The organism is Pseudomonas mosselii (assembly GCF_005796105.1).
Classification (GTDB): Bacteria; Pseudomonadota; Gammaproteobacteria; order Pseudomonadales; family Pseudomonadaceae; genus Aquipseudomonas; species Aquipseudomonas mosselii_C.
This window is the reverse complement of sequence record NZ_VAUO01000005.1, coordinates 219654-235457: the sequence shown is the minus strand read 5'-3', so window position 1 is coordinate 235457 and position 15804 is coordinate 219654. Positions and strand designations below refer to the sequence as shown.

The 15804-nt window shown below is 63.7% G+C and carries 15 protein-coding genes; 11 read left to right on the top strand and 4 right to left on the bottom strand.

The features are described from left to right. Nucleotides 1-4 precede the first annotated feature (4 nt). Together olsB and FEM01_RS13335 are read left to right on the top strand one after the other, a co-directional pair. Entirely contained in the window at nt 5-760 is a 756-nt protein-coding gene (gene olsB, locus FEM01_RS13340) for an L-ornithine N(alpha)-acyltransferase (RefSeq protein WP_138219952.1), read from the top strand. Then, on the top strand, nt 760-1548 hold the full coding sequence (locus FEM01_RS13335; protein WP_138219951.1) for a lysophospholipid acyltransferase family protein: 789 nt from the start codon (nt 760-762) through the stop codon (nt 1546-1548). Before olsB ends, FEM01_RS13335 begins: the two co-directional genes overlap by 1 nt. Before the next feature lie 51 nt (nt 1549-1599). Here FEM01_RS13335 and FEM01_RS13330 read toward each other — a convergent pair whose 3' ends face one another. After that, on the bottom strand, nt 1600-2175 hold the full coding sequence (locus FEM01_RS13330; RefSeq protein WP_138219950.1) for an ACP phosphodiesterase: 576 nt from the start codon (nt 2173-2175) through the stop codon (nt 1600-1602). 144 nt (nt 2176-2319) lie between these two features. Here FEM01_RS13330 and FEM01_RS13325 point away from each other — a divergent pair, with 144 nt between their 5' ends. Next, a complete protein-coding gene (locus FEM01_RS13325; RefSeq protein ID WP_138219949.1) occupies nt 2320-2622 on the top strand; it encodes an ArsR/SmtB family transcription factor in 303 nt (100 codons plus the stop codon). Between the two features lie 17 nt (nt 2623-2639). Continuing rightward, nucleotides 2640-3689 carry an alkene reductase gene (locus tag FEM01_RS13320; RefSeq protein WP_138219948.1) on the top strand — a complete coding sequence of 350 codons (1050 nt, stop codon included), beginning with the start codon at nt 2640-2642 and terminating at the stop codon, nt 3687-3689. 102 nt (nt 3690-3791) lie between these two features. Here the strand turns inward: FEM01_RS13320 and FEM01_RS13315 are convergent, their stop codons facing one another. From FEM01_RS13315 to FEM01_RS13305, 3 genes are all read right to left on the bottom strand, one after another. Further along, the gene (locus FEM01_RS13315; RefSeq protein ID WP_138219947.1) at nt 3792-4613 is read right to left on the bottom strand and encodes an ATPase; all 822 of its coding nucleotides are present in this window, start codon (nt 4611-4613) and stop codon (nt 3792-3794) included. A gap of 85 nt (nt 4614-4698) precedes the next feature. Continuing rightward, entirely contained in the window at nt 4699-5694 is a 996-nt protein-coding gene (locus FEM01_RS13310) for an NAD-dependent epimerase/dehydratase family protein (RefSeq protein WP_138219946.1), read from the bottom strand. A 49-nt stretch (nt 5695-5743) separates the two neighbouring features. Further along, a complete protein-coding gene (locus FEM01_RS13305; protein WP_138219945.1) occupies nt 5744-6634 on the bottom strand; it encodes a LysR family transcriptional regulator ArgP in 891 nt (296 codons plus the stop codon). Nucleotides 6635-6724: 90 nt separating this feature from the next. On the opposite strand from FEM01_RS13305, the gene FEM01_RS13300 reads away from it, so the two are divergent. The 7 genes from FEM01_RS13300 (at nt 6725) to FEM01_RS13270 (ending at nt 15763) form a co-directional block, all read left to right on the top strand. Next, entirely contained in the window at nt 6725-7324 is a 600-nt protein-coding gene (locus FEM01_RS13300) for a LysE/ArgO family amino acid transporter (RefSeq protein WP_138219944.1), read from the top strand. A gap of 241 nt (nt 7325-7565) precedes the next feature. Then, the gene (locus FEM01_RS13295; protein ID WP_012274023.1) at nt 7566-8162 is read left to right on the top strand and encodes a superoxide dismutase; all 597 of its coding nucleotides are present in this window, start codon (nt 7566-7568) and stop codon (nt 8160-8162) included. 268 nt (nt 8163-8430) lie between these two features. Beyond that, nucleotides 8431-10482 (top strand): putative bifunctional diguanylate cyclase/phosphodiesterase, encoded by a 2052-nt coding sequence (locus tag FEM01_RS13290; RefSeq protein ID WP_138219943.1) that lies wholly within the window; start codon nt 8431-8433, stop codon nt 10480-10482. 162 nt (nt 10483-10644) lie between these two features. Further along, the gene (locus tag FEM01_RS13285) at nt 10645-11979 is read left to right on the top strand and encodes an imelysin family protein (protein ID WP_138219942.1); all 1335 of its coding nucleotides are present in this window, start codon (nt 10645-10647) and stop codon (nt 11977-11979) included. Nucleotides 11980-12157: 178 nt separating this feature from the next. After that, the gene (locus FEM01_RS13280) at nt 12158-13579 is read left to right on the top strand and encodes a di-heme oxidoredictase family protein (RefSeq protein ID WP_138219941.1); all 1422 of its coding nucleotides are present in this window, start codon (nt 12158-12160) and stop codon (nt 13577-13579) included. Nucleotides 13580-13598: 19 nt separating this feature from the next. Further along, nucleotides 13599-14663, top strand: a complete 1065-nt coding sequence (locus tag FEM01_RS13275; RefSeq protein WP_138219940.1) for an imelysin family protein — start codon at nt 13599-13601, stop codon at nt 14661-14663. Between the two features lie 2 nt (nt 14664-14665). Continuing rightward, entirely contained in the window at nt 14666-15763 is a 1098-nt protein-coding gene (locus tag FEM01_RS13270) for a DUF1513 domain-containing protein (protein WP_138219939.1), read from the top strand. The last annotated feature ends 41 nt before the right edge of the window (nt 15764-15804 follow it).

The following is a 15804-nucleotide window of genomic DNA, read 5'->3' as shown; positions in this document are numbered from 1 at the left end:
CGCAATGACTCGGATCGCTCGCTCTGGCGACAACAGCCCTGAACGCCGTCTGCAAGCCGAACGCCTGGTCGGCGCTGACGCCTTGCACGAAGCTCAGGCGCTGCGCTTCAAGGTGTTCAGTGGTGAATTCAAGGCCAGGCTCAAGGGCGCCGAACAGGGCCTGGACATGGACGACTACGACGTCCACTGCCGCCACATCGGCGTGCGTGACCTGGCCACCGGGCAACTGGTCGCCACCACCCGCCTGCTCGATCACCAGGCGGCCAGCAGCCTGGGGCGCTTCTACAGCGAAGAAGAATTCCGCCTGCACGGTCTGCTGCAACTGCAAGGGCCGATTCTGGAGCTGGGCCGCACCTGTGTGCACCCTGACTACCGCAATGGCGGCACCATCGCGGTACTTTGGGCAGAGCTGGCCGAGGTGCTCAACGAAGGCCGCTACCACTACCTGATGGGCTGCGCCAGCATCCCCATGCAGGATGGTGGCGTACAAGCCCACGCCATCATGCAGCGCCTGCGCGAGCGGCACCTGTGCACCGATCACCTGCGTGCCGAGCCAAAGAACCCGCTGCCCAACCTGGCCTTGCCCGGCAACGTCATCGCCCAGATGCCGCCACTGCTCAAAGCTTACATGCGCCTGGGCGCGAAGATCTGCGGTGAGCCGTGCTGGGACGAGGACTTCCAGGTCGCCGACGTGTTCATCCTGCTCAAGCGCGACGACCTTTGCCCTCGCTACGCCCGCCACTTCAAGGCGGCGGTCTGATGCTGCGGCTGCGGGCATACGCCCGCCTGTTGCGCCTTGTGCTGGTTCTGCTACTGGGCGTGGCGCTGGCCGCCAGCATCGCCCTGGCCGAACGCCTGGGCCTGCCTACCCCGCTTGAACGCCGTCAGCGCTGGACCCGCCTGTTCATGGGCCGGCTGGTGGCGGCCTTGCCGTTCGAGGTGAAGGTGATCGGCGAGGTGCCACGCCAGCCGATGCTGTGGCTGAGCAACCATGTGTCCTGGACCGACATCCCACTGCTGGGCATGCTCACCCCACTGTCGTTTCTGTCCAAGGCCGAAGTGCGCCACTGGCCGCTGGCCGGCTGGCTGGCAGAGAAAGCCGGCACCTTGTTCATCCGACGTGGCGGTGGTGATGGACAACGGCTGCGCGAGCAGATCAGCGGCCAGCTCGCCCAACAGCGCCCGCTGCTGATATTCCCCGAAGGCACCACGACCGATGGCCGCACACTGCGCACCTTCCATGGCCGCCTGTTGGCTGGGGCGATCGACCATGGCGTACCGATTCAACCGGTTGCGATCCATTACCTGCGTGACGGCCAAACTGATCCCATCGCACCGTTCATCGGCGACGACGACGTGCTCTCGCACCTGATGCGGCTGTTTGCGCAACCGCGTGGCGAGGTGCAGATCCAGCTCTTGCCGGCCATCGCCAGCCAGGGCAAAGAGCGCGCCATACTTGCCTTGCAGGCCCAACAGGCCGTGCATCTGGCGCTCTTCGGGATCGAGCACAGCGCACCGTCGGCGCAGCGCCAGGCACGTGCTGCATGAAACGGCTCACACCGCGCGGCCAGGCGAGAGTCCCACGACAGGCCGGCTGGCCTATCCGCGCTGCGCCGCCGCGAACCTCTGTAACTGCGGATAGAACGCCCGAAAATCCGCCATCAGCGGCTCGTACAAGCGCTCAAGCTCATCCATTACCCCTGCCATGCCTTCGGGCCGCGACAAACGCCGGGCGATGCCGTTGAACACCTGTTCAAGCGTGGCGAAATCACCATAGGCGCCCAACCAATCATCCGCCGCCATGAACGGCGCGATGCGCGCCAGACGCCCAGGCAGCTCAGGTTCAGCCAACAGCACCTGGTAAAAGCGCCCGGTGAACACCGCCAGCGGTTGCTCGGCGTAATCCCCCCAATGCCGCGCCAGGCAATGGTCGAAGAACACATCAAGGACGATCCCGGCAAAACGTCGGCGCGCCTGTGGGAACCGCGCCAGCGCAGCCAGCACCAACGGGTGGCTGTCGGTGTAGCTGTCGATCTGCCGGTGCAGCCGGATAGCAGCCGCCAGCTCAGGCGCAAAACGCCCCTCCAGCGATCCTTTGACGAAATCGCCATACAGGCTGCCGAGTAGTTGTTGCGGCGCCGGGCCGCCCAGGTGCAGGTGCGCGAGGTAGTTCATGGGCGCAGTCTAGCACCGGTAAGCCCTATATCGTTATAACGCGATATAGCGATTCGCACTCAGCTCATAACGCGTTCATATTTGTATATCGCGAAATATCGATTTAAATTTCGCCCTATCGCGATACACAACGAGCCTCACCGCATGCCACTCGATCTCGACGAAATCATCAAAGCACTGGCCCACCCGGTCAGGCGAGAAATTCTCAGCTGGCTGAAAGATCCCGCCGTGCAGTTTCCCGACCAGTACCACAGCACCGAAAACGGCGTGTGTGCCGGGCAGATCGACCAACGCTGCGGCCTCTCGCAGTCGACCGTCTCCGCCCACCTGGCCACCTTGCAGCGCGCGGGGTTGATCAACAGCCAGAAAATCGGCCAATGGCATTTCTTCAAACGCGACGAAGCCACCATCCAGGCGTTCCTCGAACAACTGCGCCAAGCGCTTTGACAAGGCAGGTAACCGCTATGACCACGCTTTTCGATCCGATCAAACTGGGCGACCTCGAATTGCCCAACCGCATCATCATGGCCCCGCTGACCCGTTGCCGCGCCGACGAAGGTCGCGTGCCCAACGCGCTGATGGCCGAGTACTACGTACAGCGCGCCAGCGCGGGACTGATCCTGAGCGAGGCGACCTCGGTCAGCCCGATGGGCGTCGGCTACCCCGATACCCCGGGCATCTGGAACGACGAACAGATGCGCGGCTGGCACAACGTCACCAAGGCCGTGCACGCCGCTGGCGGGCGGATTTTCCTGCAACTGTGGCACGTGGGGCGCATCTCTCACCCCTCCTACCTGAACGGTGAACTGCCGGTGGCGCCCAGCGCGATCCAGCCCAAAGGGCATGTGAGCCTGGTGCGTCCATTGAGTGACTACCCGACCCCACGCGCCCTCGAAACCGAAGAAATCGCCGACATCGTCGAGGCCTACCGCAGTGGCGCCGAGAACGCCAAGGCCGCAGGTTTCGACGGCGTGGAGATCCACGGCGCCAACGGCTACCTGCTCGACCAGTTCCTGCAAAGCAGCACCAACCAGCGCACCGACCGCTACGGCGGCTCGTTGGAAAACCGCGCACGGCTGCTGCTGGAAGTGACTGACGCGGCCATCGAGGTGTGGGGCGCCGGCCGGGTCGGCGTGCACTTGGCCCCCCGCGCCGACGCCCACGACATGGGCGACGCCGACCGCACTGAGACCTTTACCTATGTCGCGCGGGAGCTGGGCAAACGCGGCATCGCGTTCATCTGCTCGCGGGAGAAAGAAGCCGACGACAGCCTCGGGCCGCAAATCAAGGCCGCCTTCGGTGGGCCGTACATCGTCAACGAAGGCTTCGACAAGGCCAGTGCCAATGCCGCGCTGGCGGCGGGTTGGGCCGATGCCGTGGCGTTCGGCGTGCCGTTCATTGCCAACCCTGACCTGCCGGCGCGGCTGGCGGCCGATACCCCGCTAAACCCGGCGCATCCAGAGACCTTCTATGGGCGTGGCCCGGTGGGCTACATCGACTATCCGCGCCTGTGAGCGAACTCGCCGGGGCCGCGCTGCGGCCCTTCGCGAGTGAACCCGCTCCCACAGGTTTTGCGTTGACCGGTGGACGTGGGTTTAACCACGCCCGCGCCTAGTTCAGGGCCGGGCGTTGATCTGCTGTTGCAGGTTCTGGATCTGGCTTTGCAGGGTGCTGATGTTACGCGTGGTCTGCCCACGGAAGGCATCGAACTCCTGCACCGAAGCGCCCCCGGAGGCTGCCGCCGGGCGGTTGTCGATCTGAGTCTTGAGCACCAGTACATCCTGCTCCAGGCTCTCGATGGCCGCGTTGGGGTTGCTCTTCTTGAGCGCCGCGACTTCCGTGCTGAGGCTCTTGAGCTCAGCCTCAAGCTTACCGCCGTCGAGCTGGCCAGACTTCAACGCCGCCAACTCACTGTTCACCGCTTTCAATTGCGCCTGCAACTGAACCTGCAATGCATTGACCGCCTGCTGCTGGGCGCGGGTATCGGCCAGCACCTGCTCCAGGCGCTTGCCCAGGTCGCCCGCCTGACCGGCGACGCCCTGTTGCTGCTTGCCCTGCTCGGCCAGGCTGGCCTGCAACTGGCGAATCTGCAACTTCAACGCTTCGCTGCCGGTATTGCTGGACGACTCGCTCGCCTCGACCTTGCCGCTGATCGCCTGCAAGCGCCCGGCGGCTTCCTCGCTGATACGCGCGAAGCTTTCCTGGGTCGCCACCAGTTGCTGCTCCATCAGCGAGATCTGCTGGAAACTCCACCAGCCAAGCCCGCCAAGGGCTATGAACGAAGCCCCCAGCAGGGCCCACAACGGGCCATTGCTGCGCGGCCGTGCAACCTTCTGCCGACTACGCGCCACATGGGCGGGCAGTAGCTCGTCATCATCAGGGGTACCGGCGCGCAGGGGGGGCACGTCGTCGAAATCGTCGTGAGCGTCGTTACGCATGGGCATTCAACCACGGTGATAGCAAAGAGGAATGATTATAAACCGTCGAAGCGGCGCACTGGTGACCATCAGCGCCGCGTGCAGTTCAGTGATTGCCCGGTTGGGCCTGCCACCAGGCGCAAAATTCATCCAGCGCACTCCACACCTGCACACGTGGACGGTAATCCAGATACTGGCGGGCACGACTGATGTCGAGGGTGAAATCGCGACTCATCACCTGCATCGCCGTACGGCTCAGGGTCGGCTGCGGACGTCCGGGCCACAGCAGGCAGGCAGCCTCGTTGAGCGCCGCCAGGCTATAGGCCAGGCCGTAGCTGCGGTAGCGGGTCACCTGGGGCAGGTCCATGCGGCGCATCACATAGTTCACCACATCCCACAACGGCAGCGGATGGCCATTGCTGATGTTGTAGGCCTGGCCCAACGCCGCGTCATCGGCGAACAACGCATTGAACAGTGCATCATTGAGGTTGTGCACACTGGTGAAATCGACCTTGTTCAGGCCGTTGCCGATGATCGCCACACGGCCTTTGCGCTGCATTTGCATCAGGCGAGGGAAGAGGCTTGCATCGCCTGCTCCGGTGACGAAGCGCGGGCGCAGCGCCAGCACTTCGAGGCCGAACTCCTGGGCACCAAAGACCTTCTGCTCAGCCAGGTGCTTGGTCAGCGCGTAGTGATCGTGAAAACGCCGGGGCAGTTGCTCTTCGCGAATGTCCAGGCGCGAGCGGCCATTGAAGTAGACCGATGGCGAGGACAGGTGCACCAGACGGCGCACATGCTCCTTGATGCAGCCTTCGACCACGTTCTCGGTCAGCACCACGTTGCCGTGATGAAAGTCCTGGTAGCGCCCCCAGGTCCCTACGGCGCCCGCACAATGCACCACCGCCTCGACGCCTTGGCACAGACGCCGCGCCAGTTCCGCGTCGCCCAAATCGCCCGGAATGAACTGCGCACCCCGCTTGACCAGATGCTCCACACCCTCGGCCCGGCGACCATTGACCCGTACTTCGAGGCCCTGCTCCAGGGCAAAGCGCGCAAAGCGCCCGCCGATGAAGCCGCTCGCGCCGGTGACCAGAATTCGCATGTGACACTCCGCCTTGCCAGATTTCAGATGCAACTGACGCTGCCCGCGCCTACAAGGGCACCAGCCAGTCGCGCGCCGCGTGGCGCAGGTGATCGGTCAGTTGGGCAAGCAGTTGCCCGCCATTGCGCCAATGATGCCAGTACAGCGGTACATCGATGGGGGTATCGGTGCAGATTTCCACCAACTGACCGCTGGCGATCTGCTCACGGGCCTGCAATTCAGGCACCAGGCCCCAGCCCAACCCGGCCTCGGTCATACGCAGGAAGCCCTCTGACGAGGGGCACAGGTGGTGCAGGAAACCGTCCTCGATGCCCAACGAAGCCAGGTAGCGATGCTGCAGGAAGTCGTCCGGGCCGTAGACGATCCCGGGAGTACGGGCCAACCGCGCCGCCTCGAAACCCTGGGGAAAATGCCGCGCCATGAATGCAGGGCTGGCGAGGGCCCGGTAGCGCATGGCCCCCAGCGCCAGGCTGCGCGCGCCGGCTACCGGCCGCTCGCTGCCGCACAGGCACGCCGCTACTTCACCGGCACGCATACGCTTGAGGCCGACCTCCTGGTCTTCGACCACCAGGTCGGTCAGCAGTCGGTGCTCGGCGCAGAATGCGCCGACCGCGCCGGCCCACCAGGTCGCCAGGCTGTCGGCGTTCAAGGCGATGCGCAAGCGTTCGGGAATGCCTTGTTCGTCCAAAGCGGGCACCTGGCGTTGCAAGTCACGCTCCAGCAGGCGCACCTGCTGCACGTGGTTGAGCAACTGACGGCCCACATCGGTGGGACTTGGCGGCGTGGCACGCACCAGCACGGGCTGGCCGACCCGCGCTTCGAGCAGTTTGATGCGCTGCGAGATCGCCGACTGCGACAGCCCCAGTACCTGAGCTGCGCGCTCGAAGCCACCCTGCTCGACCACCGCAGCCAAGGCAGCGAGCAATTTATAGTCGAACATCGATTTAACTAATGCCTGATCAGCTTTATTTGTTTTTCTTATACAGCGCGACGCCCCACACTGGCCAGCATCTTTTCGGGAGTATCGGCCATGTGGCAAAGCTATTTGAACGGCATGCTGGTCGCCTTTGGCCTGATCATGGCCATCGGTGCGCAGAACGCCTTCGTCCTGGCGCAGAGCCTGCGCCGCGAGCATCACCTGCCGGTGGCTGCGCTGTGCATTGTCTGCGACGCCATCCTGGTCGCCGCTGGGGTGTTCGGCCTGGCCACGGTGCTGGCGCACAACCCAATGTTGCTGGCGATCGCTCGCTGGGGCGGTGCGGTGTTCCTGATCTGGTACGGGGCCAAGGCGCTACGCAGTGCCTGCTCCAAACAGAGCCTGCAACACCAACAAGACCAGGGCGCGCGCTCGCGCCGCGCAGTACTGCTGAGCGCCCTGGCGGTGACCCTGCTCAATCCCCACGTGTACCTGGACACCGTGCTGCTGATCGGCTCGCTCGGCGCTCAGCAGGCTGCGCCTGGCGCCTACGTGGCCGGTGCGGCGAGTGCATCGTTGTTGTGGTTCTCGACCCTGGCACTGGGCGCGGCGTGGTTGGCGCCGTGGCTGGCGCGGCCAGCGACCTGGCGGATGCTCGACCTGATGGTGGCGGTGATGATGTTCGCGGTGGCAGCGCAGTTGATCTTTTCTTGAGCGGCAAGTGGCGAGCTTCAAGCTGCAAGCAAAGGCGGGGGCAGCGGACACGCTTCAAACTTGCCGCTTGCAGCTCGCCGCTTGCGACTATTCCCTATAGTTGTTGCGTGGTTATGCGGCAGACCCGGTGCTATGATCGGGCCCTTGCGTCGCAAAGAGTACAAACTCGTCGACGCTTTCATACAGGCCACCCGTGAGGCCTGGCGTACACCGCAAACAGACCTGAATCAGGAGATCCACCATGGCTTTTGAATTGCCGCCGCTGCCGTATGCCCACGATGCCCTGCAGCCGCACATCTCCAAGGAAACCCTGGAGTTCCACCACGACAAGCACCACAACACCTACGTCGTGAACCTGAACAACCTGGTCCCAGGCACCGAATTCGAAGGCAAGACCCTGGAAGAGATCGTCAAGACCTCTTCGGGTGGCATCTTCAACAACGCCGCTCAAGTCTGGAACCACACCTTCTACTGGAACTGCCTGGCACCGAACGCTGGTGGCCAACCGACCGGCGCCCTGGCTGATGCCATCAACGCCGCCTTCGGTTCCTTCGACAAGTTCAAGGAAGAGTTCACCAAGACTTCGGTCGGCACCTTCGGCTCCGGCTGGGGCTGGCTGGTCAAGAAAGCCGACGGCTCCCTGGCACTGGCCAGCACCATTGGCGCCGGCTGCCCGCTGACCAGCGGCGACACCCCGCTGCTGACCTGCGACGTCTGGGAACACGCCTACTACATCGACTACCGCAACCTGCGTCCGAAGTACGTCGAGGCGTTCTGGAACCTGGTCAACTGGGCCTTCGTCGCCGAGCAGTTCGAAGGCAAGACCTTCAAGGCCTGATTTTCGCGCCTTGCAAAGAACCCGGCCTCGGCCGGGTTTTTTTTCGCCACAGATCGGTCATCCGGTGCTTGCTCAGGACGCACAGCGCGCTAACATCAATTGCTTGGAAAGCTGACGCAACGCACTCAAGTCGCATGCTCGTCCAACCGATATAGAGCCAAGGGCAACGTCGTCGACAAGCGAGTTGCCCACCACGGCAATCGGTGGATATTCTGTTGTCAAAGTTGATGGCAAAATAGTGGCATGCGCATGGATTAAGGAAACCCCATTGAAGCTGGAATTTCGCAACAGCTTGTCGGTGAAGTTGCTCAGGGTAGTGCTGCTCTCGGCGCTGGCTGTGGGCGTAGTGCTCAGCTGCGCGCAGATTGTCTACGACGTCTACAAGACCCGCCAGGCCATCAACAACGATGCCCAGCGCATCCTCGACATGTTCCGCGACCCTTCCACCCAGGCGGTGTATAGCCTCGACCGGGAAATGGGCATGCAGGTGATGGAAGGCCTGTTCCAGGACGAATCGGTGCGCATGGCCTCCATTGGCCACCCCAACGAAACCATGCTGGCGGAAAAATCCAGGCCGCTGCAGGACATGTCCATGCGCTGGCTGACCGATCCGATTCTCGGCCAGGAACGCACCTACACCACACAGCTGGTTGGCCGCGGTCCATATAGCGAGTACTACGGCGACCTCAGCATCACACTGGACACCTCCAGCTACGGCGAAGGCTTCCTGATCAATGCAGTGATCATCTTCATTTCCGGCGTGTTGCGCGCCCTGGCCATGGGCCTGGTGCTGTACCTGGTGTACCACTGGCTGCTGACCAAACCGCTGTCGAAGATCATCGAGCACCTCACCCAGATCAACCCCGACCGCCCCAGCCAACACCAGATCCCGCAGCTCAAGGGGCACGAGCGCAATGAGCTGGGGCTGTGGGTCAACACTGCCAACCAGTTGCTGGCCTCGATCGAGCGCAACACGCACCTGCGTCACGAGGCCGAGAACAGCCTGCAACGCATGGCCCAGTACGACTTCCTCACCGGCTTGCCCAACCGTCAGCAGCTGCAGCAACAACTGGACAAGATCCTGGTCGACGGTGGCCGACTGCAACATCGCGTAGCGGTACTGTGCGTCGGGCTGGACGACTTCAAGGGCGTGAACGAGCAGTTCAGCTATCAAGTCGGCGACCAACTGCTACTGGCCCTGGCCGACCGCCTGCGCGCCCACAGTGGGCGCCTGGGTGTCCTGGCACGTCTGGGCGGTGATCAGTTCGCACTGGTACAAGCCAATATCGAGCAACCTTACGAGGCCGCCGAGCTTGCCCAGAGCATCCTCGACGACCTCGAAGCACCCTTCGACCTCGACCATCAGCAGATCCGCCTACGCGCCACCATCGGCATCACCCTGTTCCCCGAGGACGGTGACAGCACCGAGAAGCTGCTGCAAAAGGCCGAGCAGACCATGACCCTGGCCAAGGCGCGCTCGCGCAATCGCTACCAGTTCTATATCGCCAGCGTCGACAGCGAGATGCGTCGTCGCCGGGAGCTGGAAAAGGATCTGCGCGAGGCGCTGCCGCGCAACCAGCTGTATCTGGTGTACCAACCGCAGATCAGCTACCGCGACCACCGCGTAGTGGGCGTCGAGGCTCTGCTGCGTTGGCAGCACCCGGAGCTGGGCATGGTTCCACCGGACCAGTTCATCCCCCTGGCCGAGCAGAATGGCAACATCATCAGCATCGGCGAATGGGTCCTGGACCAGGCCTGTCGCCAACTGCGCGAATGGCACGACCAAGGTTTCAGCGAGCTGCGCATGGCAGTCAACCTGTCCACCGTGCAACTGCACCACAGCGAGTTGCCACGTGTGGTCAACAACCTGCTGCAAGCTTACCGCCTGCCGCCGCGCAGCCTGGAACTGGAAGTGACCGAGACCGGCCTGATGGAAGACATCAGCACCGCAGCCCAGCACTTGCTGAGCCTACGCCGCTCAGGGGCATTGATCGCCATCGACGACTTCGGCACCGGCTACTCCTCGCTGAGCTACCTGAAATCGCTGCCGCTGGACAAGATCAAGATCGACAAAAGCTTTGTCCAGGACCTGCTCGACGATGACGACGATGCCACCATCGTGCGTGCCATCATCCAGCTGGGCAAGAGCCTCGGAATGCAGGTAATCGCCGAAGGTGTCGAGACCAGCGAGCAGGAAAGCTACATCATCGCCCAGGGCTGCCACGAAGGTCAGGGCTACCACTACAGCAAACCGCTGCCGGCACGCGAGCTGACCGCGTTCCTCAAGCAAGCGCAACGCAATCAGGTCTCGGCGTTGTAACGGCGGCCAGCCCATCCCCCGCATCAGGAACGGGCGTTTGCATGAAATGCACGCCCTACCCCTTTACAGCAAATGCAAATCTTTCGCATGATGTGTCGTTTTCGCGTGCCACGGCGCACGGCTCAACCATTGGTCCAACCAACACGACGCAGGAAATCCACAATGATTCGAATGCCTCTGGCCTCCGCCAGTCTGCTGGCCATTGCCATTGCCCTTGCCGGTTGCGGCGAGAAGGACGACAAGGCGAGCGCACCTCAAGCCCAGGCCCCTGCTGCCGCCAGCACCACGGCCGCCGCGCCCGGCGCTGTCGACGAAGCGGCCGGCAAGGCCGTGGTCAAGCATTACGCCGAGATGGTCTACGCCGTGTACAGCGATGCGTTGAGCACCGCCAAGCAGTTGCAGACTGCGGTCGATGCATTCCTCGCCACGCCGAACGAGCAGACCCTCGCGGCCGCCAAGCAAGCCTGGGCCGCAGCCCGCGTTCCGTACCTGCAAAGCGAGGCATTCCGCTTCGGTAACACCATCATCGACGACTGGGAAGGCCAAGTGAACGCCTGGCCACTGGACGAAGGCCTGATCGACTACGTCGACCAGAGCTACGAACACGCCTTGGGCAACCCCGCCGCCAGCGCCAACATCATCGCCAATACCGAGATCCAGGTGGGCGAAGAAAAAGTCGACGTCAAGGACATCACCCCTGAGAAACTGGCCAGCTTGAACGAGCTGGGCGGTTCCGAAGCCAACGTCGCCACCGGCTACCACGCCATCGAATTCCTGCTCTGGGGCCAGGACCTCAACGGCACTGGCCCAGGCGCAGGCGCGCGTCCGGTCTCCGACTACCTGGAAGGCAAAGGTGCCACTGGCGGTCATAACGACCGTCGCCGCGCCTACCTCAAGGCGGTTACCGAGCTGCTGGTCAAGGACCTCGAAGAGATGGTCGGCAACTGGGCGCCGAACGTCGCCGACAACTATCGCGCAACGCTTGAGAACGAGCCGGTCAACGACGGCCTGCGCAAAATGCTGTTCGGCATGGGCAGCCTGTCGCTGGGCGAACTGGCTGGCGAGCGCATGAAGGTTTCGCTGGAAGCCAACTCGCCTGAAGACGAACAGGACTGCTTCAGCGACAACACCCACTACTCGCACTTCTACGATGCCAAGGGCATCCGCAACGTCTACCTGGGCGAGTACACCCGTGTCGACGGCACCAAGATGACCGGCCCGAGCCTGTCTTCGCTGGTGGCCAAGGCCGATCCTGCAACCGACGCTACGCTCAAGGCCGACCTCGAAGCCACCGAAGCCAAGATTCAGGTCATGGTCGATCACGCCCTCAAGGGTGAGCACTACGACCAACTGATCGCCGCCGACAACGCGGCCGGCAACCAGATCGTGCGCGACGCCATCGCATCGCTGGTCAAGCAGACCGGTGCAATCGAGCAAGCCGCTGGCAAGCTGGGGATCGACAACCTGAACCCGGACACCGCCGATCACGAGTTCTGATCGTTGCGGCAGAAAACAGGCGGCCATGGCCGCCTGTTTTTTTAGCTGCAAGCTAGAAGCTAGAGCTGCGACTGGCGCGGGTTTTCTTGAGGCTTGCAGCTTGAAGCTTGCAGCTGTTTTCCCCTCCCCGGCCTGCTAAGCTTGCACGCCGGTTTTTCGCCTACGTCCAGGATTATCGATGTCCTTGCTCCGCCTAAGCCCCCTGCTACTGGCCCTCACCCTCACCGCCTGCGACGACGCACCGCGCTTCACCCAGGCCGAGCCCGGTGAAGCCCTCTCGGGAGGCAACACAACGGTGCAACGCAACGACCGTGGTGCTTATTCGCTGCCCTCGGCCAACCTTTCGCCCGAACGACGCCTGGATTTTTCGGTGGGCAACAGCTTCTTTCGCAGCCCCTGGGTAATCGCCCCGAGCACCACCACGGCCCGCGACGGCCTCGGCCCGCTGTTCAACACCAACGCCTGCCAGAACTGCCACGTGCGCGACGGACGCGGCCACCCGCCCGCGCCAGACGACAGCAACGCGGTGTCCATGCTGGTGCGCCTGTCGATCCCCGATCAACCCTATCTCGCCGGTGAGATCGAGCGCCTCGGCGTGGTCCCGGAACCGACCTACGGCACCCAGTTACAGGACATGGCGATCCCTGGCGTTGCGCCAGAAGGCAAGGTCCGCGTGCGCTATGACAGCCACACCGTAACCTTCAAAGACGGTCATCAGGTCGAACTGCAACGCCCGACGCTGCACATCACCCAATTAGGCTATGGCCCGATGCACCCGGACACCCGCTTCTCGGCCCGGGTCGCCCCGCCGATGATCGGCCTGGGCCTGCTCGAAGCCATCCCCGAGGCCGACCTGCTGGCCCACGAAGACCCGGACGACCGCAACCGTGACGGTATCCGTGGCCGCGCCAACCGTGTCTGGGACGACGCCCAAGGCAAGACCGTGATCGGCCGCTTCGGCTGGAAAGCCGGCCAGCCCAACGTCAACCAGCAGAACGTACACGCCTTCGCCGGCGACATGGGCCTGACCAGCACGTTGCAACCGAAGGACGACTGCACCCCGGCACAAGTCGATTGCCTGGCAGCGCCCAACGGCGACGGCGTGGATGGCGAAAAGGAAGTCAGCGACAACATCCTGCGCCTGATCACCTTTTACACCCGCAACCTGGCGGTCCCGGCCCGCCGCGACGTCGACGCCCCGCAGGTCCTGGCCGGCAAGAACCTGTTCTTCCAGGCTGGCTGCCAGGCCTGCCACACCCCCCAGTTCACCACCGCCAAGGACGCCGCCGAGCCAGAACTGGCCGGCCAGGTGATCCGCCCCTACAGCGACCTGTTGCTGCACGACATGGGGCCGGGCCTGAGCGATGAACGCACCGAGTTCGCCGCCAATGGCCAGGACTGGCGCACCCCGCCGCTGTGGGGCATTGGCTTGAGCGAGACCGTCAGCGGCCACAGCCGTTTCCTGCATGACGGCCGTGCCCGCAACCTGCTCGAAGCCGTGCTTTGGCACGGCGGCGAAGCTCAAGCGGCGCGCGACCAGGTACTGACCTTCAACGCCGAGCAGCGCGACGCGCTGCTGGCGTTCCTGAACTCCCTTTAAACCGCACAAGGAGCCGGGCATGTTCCGACCCAAACTGTTGTTCACCAGCCTTGCCGCCCTCGCCCTCGGCGCCTGCTCGCCGCAAGACCCGCAAGCGGTAACCTCTGCGGCGATCGCCAAGCAAGTGATCCTGCCCACTTACAGCCGCTGGGTCGAAGCCGACCGCAACCTGGCCGCCAGTGCATTGGCCTACTGCGAAGGCAAGACCTCGCTGGACACCGCCCGCGCCGACTTCCTCAACGCGCAGAAAGCCTGGGCAGAACTGCAACCGCTGCTGGTCGGCCCGCTGGCCGAAGGCAACCGCGCCTGGCAGGTACAGTTCTGGCCTGACAAGAAGAACCTGGTCGGGCGTCAGGTCGAGCAACTGCTCAACGGCGACAAACCGGTGGACAAGGACTCGCTGGGCAAGGCCAGCGTCGTGGTGCGTGGCCTGTCCGCCTACGAATACATCCTCTTCGACAGCAAGCCTGACGTCGCCACGGCCGAACAAAAAGCCCGCTACTGCCCGCTGCTGGTAGCCATCGCCGAGCATCAGCAAGCCCTGGCCGAGGAAATCCTCAAGAGCTGGAACAGCACCGACGGCATGCTCTCGCAGATGACCAAGTTCCCCAACCAGCGCTACGCCGACTCCCACGAGGCGATCGCCGACCTGCTGCGTGCCCAGGTCACCGCCCTGGACACCCTGAAGAAGAAGCTCGGCGCACCGATGGGCCGCCAAAGCAAAGGCATCGCGCAACCGCTGCAGGCCGAAGCCTGGCGCAGCCATTCCTCGCTCAAGAGCCTGGAGGCCTCGCTCAAGGCCGCCGAAACCGTGTGGCAGGGCGTCGACAACCAGGGCCTGCGCGCCCTGCTGGGCAAAGACCAGGCCGCCCTGGCGCAGAAGATCGACGACGCCTACGCGACCTCGCTCAAGCTGCTGGCCGACAACCAGCAGAGCCTGGGCGAGCTGTTGGCCGACCCAGCCGGCCAGCAGAAACTCAACCAGATCTACGACAGCCTCAACGTCCTCCACCGCCTGCACGAAGGCGAGTTGGCCAAAGCGTTGAACATCCAGCTGGGCTTCAATGCCAACGACGGTGACTGATCATGCTGCGACGCCAGGCCCTCAAACTCGGTAGCGTATTGCTCAGCGCCCTGACCCTAGGCGGCTGGAGCCTGTTTCGCAGCAAAGGCAGCCAACCTCTGCTGCTCTCGGCGCGCGATGATGGCAACGGCAAACACTATGCCGTCGGGTTTCGCCTGGACGGCACCGAGGTGTTCAGCACCGAGGTGGCGCAGCGTTGCCACGCGATCATCAACCATCCTGAGCGGCCCATCGCCCTGTTCGTGGCACGCCGGCCAGGCACCGAAAGCTACCTGATCGACCTGCGCGACGGGCGCTTGTTGCAGACCCTTGTCTCGCAGCCTGATCGGCACTTCTACGGCCATGCCGTGATCCACAAGGGCGGCGAGTGGCTGTACGCCACCGAGAACGATACCACCGACCCCGGGCGCGGGGTGCTGGGCGTATACCGTTTCGACGGTGAGCGCCTGGTGCACACCGGCGAAATCCCGACCCACGGCATTGGCCCCCACGAAGTTGCCTGGCTACCCGACGGCGAAACACTGGTGGTGGCCAACGGCGGCATCCGTACCGAGGCCGAAAGCCGGGTCGAGATGAACCTCGACGCCATGCAGCCGAGCCTGGTGCTGATGCAGCGTGACGGCACATTGCTGAGCAAGGAAACCCTGGCCCAGCAGATGAACAGCGTGCGTCACCTGGCCATAGGCGAGGATGGCACGATTGCCGCCTGCCAGCAGTTCATGGGTGGCGCAGAGGAAACCGCCGAGCTACTGGCGATCAAGCGTCCGGGCGAGCCGTTCAAGGCCTTTCCGGTGCCGGAATACCAGTTGCAGTCGATGGCCCAGTACACCGCCAGCGTCGCCATCCACAGCGACCTGCGCCTGGTCGCACTGACGGCGCCACGTGCCAACCGGTTGTTCATCTGGGACCTGGACAGCGGCGCGGTGAAGCTCGATGCGCCGATGCCTGACTGTGCAGGTGTAGGTGCGGTAAAAGACGGCTTCGTGGTCACCTCCGGCCAGGGGCGCTGCCGCTTCTATGACTGCCGCAAGCCGGCACTGATCGGGCAACCGATGAACTTGCCTTCCGGGTTCTGGGATAACCACCTGCATCTGGCCTGATCGCTCACGCACCTGTAGCGGCCGTGTCGCGGGGTAAGCCC

Excerpts from the sequence above, each read along its gene's own strand:
- FEM01_RS13270 (WP_138219939.1), top strand. The coding sequence starts at position 14,666 with ATGCTGCGACGCCAGGCCCTCAAACTCGGTAGCGTATTGCTCAGCGCC.
- FEM01_RS13335 (WP_138219951.1), top strand. The coding sequence starts at position 760 with ATGCTGCGGCTGCGGGCATACGCCCGCCTGTTGCGCCTTGTGCTGGTT.
- FEM01_RS13310 (WP_138219946.1), bottom strand. The coding sequence starts at position 5,694 with ATGCGAATTCTGGTCACCGGCGCGAGCGGCTTCATCGGCGGGCGCTTT.
- FEM01_RS13305 (WP_138219945.1), bottom strand. The coding sequence starts at position 6,634 with ATGTTCGACTATAAATTGCTCGCTGCCTTGGCTGCGGTGGTCGAGCAG.
- FEM01_RS13295 (WP_012274023.1), top strand. The coding sequence starts at position 7,566 with ATGGCTTTTGAATTGCCGCCGCTGCCGTATGCCCACGATGCCCTGCAG.
- FEM01_RS13275 (WP_138219940.1), top strand. The coding sequence starts at position 13,599 with ATGTTCCGACCCAAACTGTTGTTCACCAGCCTTGCCGCCCTCGCCCTC.
- FEM01_RS13330 (WP_138219950.1), bottom strand. The coding sequence starts at position 2,175 with ATGAACTACCTCGCGCACCTGCACCTGGGCGGCCCGGCGCCGCAACAA.
- FEM01_RS13325 (WP_138219949.1), top strand. The coding sequence starts at position 2,320 with ATGCCACTCGATCTCGACGAAATCATCAAAGCACTGGCCCACCCGGTC.
- FEM01_RS13320 (WP_138219948.1), top strand. The coding sequence starts at position 2,640 with ATGACCACGCTTTTCGATCCGATCAAACTGGGCGACCTCGAATTGCCC.
- olsB (WP_138219952.1), top strand. The coding sequence starts at position 5 with ATGACTCGGATCGCTCGCTCTGGCGACAACAGCCCTGAACGCCGTCTG.
- FEM01_RS13285 (WP_138219942.1), top strand. The coding sequence starts at position 10,645 with ATGATTCGAATGCCTCTGGCCTCCGCCAGTCTGCTGGCCATTGCCATT.
- FEM01_RS13300 (WP_138219944.1), top strand. The coding sequence starts at position 6,725 with ATGTGGCAAAGCTATTTGAACGGCATGCTGGTCGCCTTTGGCCTGATC.
- FEM01_RS13315 (WP_138219947.1), bottom strand. The coding sequence starts at position 4,613 with ATGCGTAACGACGCTCACGACGATTTCGACGACGTGCCCCCCCTGCGC.
- FEM01_RS13280 (WP_138219941.1), top strand. The coding sequence starts at position 12,158 with ATGTCCTTGCTCCGCCTAAGCCCCCTGCTACTGGCCCTCACCCTCACC.